Raw genomic sequence first — 4158 nt, forward strand, 5'->3', positions numbered from 1 at the left:
GCATGCAGGGTGGTGTGGGGAAAGCTGGGTAGATACCAGCTCTTACCCGATTATGCATGTTTTTCAAGCTCCTCAAGTGTTTGTTTTGCTGCTTCCGACACCTCAATGTTATTATGGCCAACTAGGTTCGCAACCTTCGGCATAGCAGCAACAGCATTCCTTTTTCCGTTTCGTAATTCTTTCAATGATTCTAGCAATATGTTTTCATGATGCTCAGGGTTTGAAATATTATCAATTAGGTTGGCCAGAAAATGTTCATTCTGGTTTGGCGAATAAATACAGCTCCCTGAAAAAATGATGACATCAGATTCTGAATGAAACCTATCGATTTCATGGATGTAGTAGTTATGCTCCATCCAGCCATCTTTATCCATATAAACTAAATCCATCAGATCAGTTTCGCTGTCCAATACTAGTTTAGCGACAATATCCTCTGACTCATTCCACAGGTCACTTAAACTTGGATAGTTTTTTGAACACAATAGATCTGAGCTCCAATACTCCCCTTTTTCATAACACGGATCATCTTTTTCATCCGCGAGTAAAGCATCGTACCACTCGGATATAATATTTAAAAAAGCTGCTATTGGAATAGAAAGACTTATTTCACGAACCTGTTCTCCATCAGTGATATTTCTATCCTGACCTCGATTCATATAACTTGTGCAAATCCAGGTATTGGAAAAATCAACTAATTGATTCTCTATCCTCCAGATTATTTCACTTCTTAATGATTTTGAAGCAGGAAGCAAGTCTACTCTCCTAGTGCATAACGCCGCAAGCAAAGGCGCGCGTTAGCGCGTCCAGCCCGCAGGGCGATTTTGCCTTGCCTTGTTAGCACTGAACAACCGTAACTGGCTTATTACTTGATGCGGAATCTTCAAGTGCCTCTATTAATGTTGAAATTAAATCACGACCAGTTGATGTAACAAAATAATTTGCTAAAGACGTGATGTCGGATGAAATATTGCTGTCCCATGGTGGCTGCTTACTCGGGTTTTCAATATCCCAGACAACTTTATCTGGGGAAAAAGCAGCCAACTCCTTTTGAATTTGGTGCAATTCAGAAAGAGCCGAGTTTGCAAGGCTTGCATCAAGTTTGCCTTGGTAGAGTTTGCCAAGCATAGTGGGAAAACGACTGGCCCAACCCTCGTTTTCAAGGTTGCTACTTACAGTGCTGAAGAAAGCATGAAAAAAGTCGGATGTTCCGATTTCATCTGTAATGCTCCCAACTTTTATTCCTACTGACATTCTTGATTCCTATAGGGTGCTAACGCCGCCAGCACAGGCCGGAGCACGCAGTGCAAAGGTCCTGCAACCTGCACTTGTGTTATGAGTGCTAGTCATTAGAATCTTTGAAGGCCTGACGTGCCGCTTTTTTTATGACTTTCATCGCGGCATCCCTATTTTCTTCAGTATCCTCGGTGTATCTCCTAAACACTGTTGCATAAAGAGTTAGAAAGCTAGCCATGGCCAAAATGAAAGCAACAACAAACCACTCAATTTCACCACCTGTACTATGCATCAAATACATATAACCAGGAGCTAAACAAATACATACTGCTATCCCAAGCATTTCAACTCTTTTCATTTGGATCTACTCTTCATGGCTCATAACGCCCACATTTGCGGCTAGTTTGGAGCGTAGCGGAAAACCAGTCCGACAACATGCGCTTGTATACGCCCAGCATAGGCATTGAATTCATGGGGTGAAAGTCCCCTGTAGGAAGATCACCTTTTAACCAATCTTAAACGATTGGAGGATCAAATTCATTGCCTCATACAGATCTGGGTGGTGTGGGGAAAGCTGGGTAGATACCAGCTCTTACCCGATTGGGCGGTTTACACATAGTACGACAAGACGATCAAAGGATCGCCTCCCTCTTCTGTAGAACGCCAATTGATAAAGGCACTGCATTCAACAAGCGCATTAAACGCTTCAGAGTTCAATGCTTTTAATTCGGATGCATTATCTATATGAAGAGACACAAGACCATTTTCATAGCAGTAATCGCTCATGCAGTCGTTCCACGCGTCCATATTCCGGCCATAGTAACCTGGAAAGGCGAACGTTTTTTCAAAGAAGTCATGGAATTGCTTCCAATCCGCAAGCAACTTTCCATTTACTCGACATTTGATCATGTTCTTTTACGCCCAACGCCCGCAGCATGCGCAGCTTTGTAGTGGAGCCACAGGCGGAACGTAAAAGACGTCGCTATGCCTGCGCTTGTTAAATGTGAACCCTATTACCATAAGTCATTTTCAGCATTTAATACTGTAATAGGCTGCTGGGATGACAACACATTACCTGTATTTGAAGCTTCACCAAAATAGATGTTATAAACATGCTTATAGTAAGCCCAAGTGTGCTCTAGGGAAGTACGCTCATTAGTAATTACCTTAAGCCATGAATTCGGTTTTAAAGCGCCTACCTTTGTAAGGTGGCCGCTATGATTCCATTTTGAAACTAACAGTTCACCATCTAATTCTTCAAACTTGAAACCCAATTGACGTTGCTGATTCTCATTTATAGCGTGAAAATCTGAAACAACGGGATTGCTAAAGTTATTATATTCAGAATACTTAACTTCATTTAATAATACGCCTTGAATTTCTGGAGCACCTTCTATTGTAAAGGTTTCAGGCACAGAATTTCGTACTGAGGCCCCAGGGTTACCACGAGATTGTTTTGTCCAATATGTTTCAATATGCTGAACTATCGTATTCATAGCAATTACATTTAACGCCCGCAGTTGCGGACGACTTGTAGCGACGAAGGAGTGGAAAGGCGTTCCGACAACCTGCGCTTGTTAGCTGTGCTATGACTCATTGTGTATTTCACAGTAATGATACCAATCCCCAGAGCGCCAAACATAAATATATGTTGGTCCATATTGATGTTTATTGCAGGGTTTAGTTTTCCCTACAATTTCATAGCAGGCTATTAGATTCAATGTACTACCTTCGTTTAAAGGAATTTCTACATTAGGGAATTCACACCCTTCATCTGATTTTCCTTCCGCCAGATCAGATCGTGCATGATCAAGATGTGCCGATAATTTTTCCTCGCTTACCTCGCGAGCCTCACAATTAGGAATCCAACGATCAATAGGGAGGTTAGGTCCCGTTGGATCATTTTGAAAAACCGATGCAAGAAAGTCCTCGAATGTTGATTCTTTGGCTATCAGCGCAGACGAAACCCAAATATAGCTACAGAGCCAAGTCACATTAAACCAAGAAGTATCATTCAAGACTGAAAGATTTATCGTCTCTGGTTCTGCTACCAACTTCAGTACTTTTTCTAGATCAATGCTCATAATTCAATTACAGCTAACTATTAATGAACGTCACTATGACGTAATATATCACGTCACCTTGATACATCCCCACTGACATCAGATATAAATAAAATGAGCACCCCTTCAGAAATCAAATTAAATATTATTACACCTTTTATAACACATAATTGATTTTCACCCCAAAAAACCTAAAATCAACAATTAATTTAATCCAAAATAAACCATAATTTTTTTTAAAAATCCTCAAATTCCAGCAAGTACTTTCTATATTGATAATTTTTTATTTTTGATTTTTTTCAGGATATTGAGGGAAGCATTTACTAGTTCTGTCATACTCCACCATGGCTTTTCATACCTCTTTACTACTTCAAGTCTTACTATTTGTCAGAGGCTATACTGTTTCGTGGCCATTTGAAATGAACTCATCTTTGACACTCCTGCTTGTCAAACTTTCCCAAGTAGCAACATAACTTCAAGATTGATAGCAAAGTGGACATTGTTACTAGCACAGCACGCTCTGACTCAAGGCTAATAACAATAAACCATCACCATCCAAGCATTACAGCCATGTTAAGACCCATACTTAAGTACAAACCTTTCTATTAGTTGGACAGTTTGTTACTGGTCATTAAACAGACAACATTAGGAAACAGAAGATTGAACATTACTTTAAGAAAAATGACACACGACAGAATAGTAAACTTAAATGACCGATCAGTTCAAAAAATAAAGACAACAACTGACGTGTAAAAAGAAGGAGAAATTAGCGTTCTATATACTTAAAATATACTTAAAGTTTACTTAAACGAGAATGATTATCAAAAGCAAAAAGCCCGTAACTCATTGAATTACAGGCTTA

Annotated in this window: 6 protein-coding genes; all 6 read right to left on the minus strand. The window is 39.8% G+C overall.

Features of this window, described 5'->3' with window-relative positions; genetic code table 11:
* Positions 1-50: 50 nt before the first annotated feature.
* Positions 51-656 (minus strand): hypothetical protein, encoded by a 606-nt coding sequence (locus tag KCG35_RS23790; RefSeq protein WP_215822348.1) that lies wholly within the window; start codon positions 654-656, stop codon positions 51-53.
* Positions 657-834: 178 nt separating this feature from the next.
* Positions 835-1251, minus strand: coding sequence for an immunity 70 family protein (locus KCG35_RS23795; RefSeq protein ID WP_215822349.1), 417 nt, complete (start codon positions 1249-1251; stop codon positions 835-837).
* 88 nt (positions 1252-1339) lie between these two features.
* A complete protein-coding gene (locus KCG35_RS23800) occupies positions 1340-1591 on the minus strand; it encodes a hypothetical protein (protein WP_215822350.1) in 252 nt (83 codons plus the stop codon).
* A gap of 251 nt (positions 1592-1842) precedes the next feature.
* Complete coding sequence (locus KCG35_RS23805; protein ID WP_215822351.1) at positions 1843-2142, minus strand: barstar family protein; 300 nt, start codon at positions 2140-2142, stop codon at positions 1843-1845.
* A gap of 104 nt (positions 2143-2246) precedes the next feature.
* The gene (locus KCG35_RS23810) at positions 2247-2729 is read right to left on the minus strand and encodes a hypothetical protein (RefSeq protein WP_215822352.1); all 483 of its coding nucleotides are present in this window, start codon (positions 2727-2729) and stop codon (positions 2247-2249) included.
* Between the two features lie 90 nt (positions 2730-2819).
* Entirely contained in the window at positions 2820-3317 is a 498-nt protein-coding gene (locus KCG35_RS23815; protein WP_215822353.1) for a hypothetical protein, read from the minus strand.
* Between the last annotated feature and the right edge of the window lie 841 nt (positions 3318-4158).

The sequence above is a fragment of the Zooshikella harenae genome (assembly GCF_018837975.1).
Classification (GTDB): Bacteria; Pseudomonadota; Gammaproteobacteria; order Pseudomonadales; family Zooshikellaceae; genus Zooshikella; species Zooshikella harenae.

Excerpts from the sequence above, each read along its gene's own strand:
- KCG35_RS23810 (WP_215822352.1), bottom strand. The coding sequence starts at position 2,729 with ATGAATACGATAGTTCAGCATATTGAAACATATTGGACAAAACAATCT.
- KCG35_RS23805 (WP_215822351.1), bottom strand. The coding sequence starts at position 2,142 with ATGATCAAATGTCGAGTAAATGGAAAGTTGCTTGCGGATTGGAAGCAA.
- KCG35_RS23815 (WP_215822353.1), bottom strand. The coding sequence starts at position 3,317 with ATGAGCATTGATCTAGAAAAAGTACTGAAGTTGGTAGCAGAACCAGAG.
- KCG35_RS23795 (WP_215822349.1), bottom strand. The coding sequence starts at position 1,251 with ATGTCAGTAGGAATAAAAGTTGGGAGCATTACAGATGAAATCGGAACA.
- KCG35_RS23790 (WP_215822348.1), bottom strand. The coding sequence starts at position 656 with ATGAATCGAGGTCAGGATAGAAATATCACTGATGGAGAACAGGTTCGT.
- KCG35_RS23800 (WP_215822350.1), bottom strand. The coding sequence starts at position 1,591 with ATGAAAAGAGTTGAAATGCTTGGGATAGCAGTATGTATTTGTTTAGCT.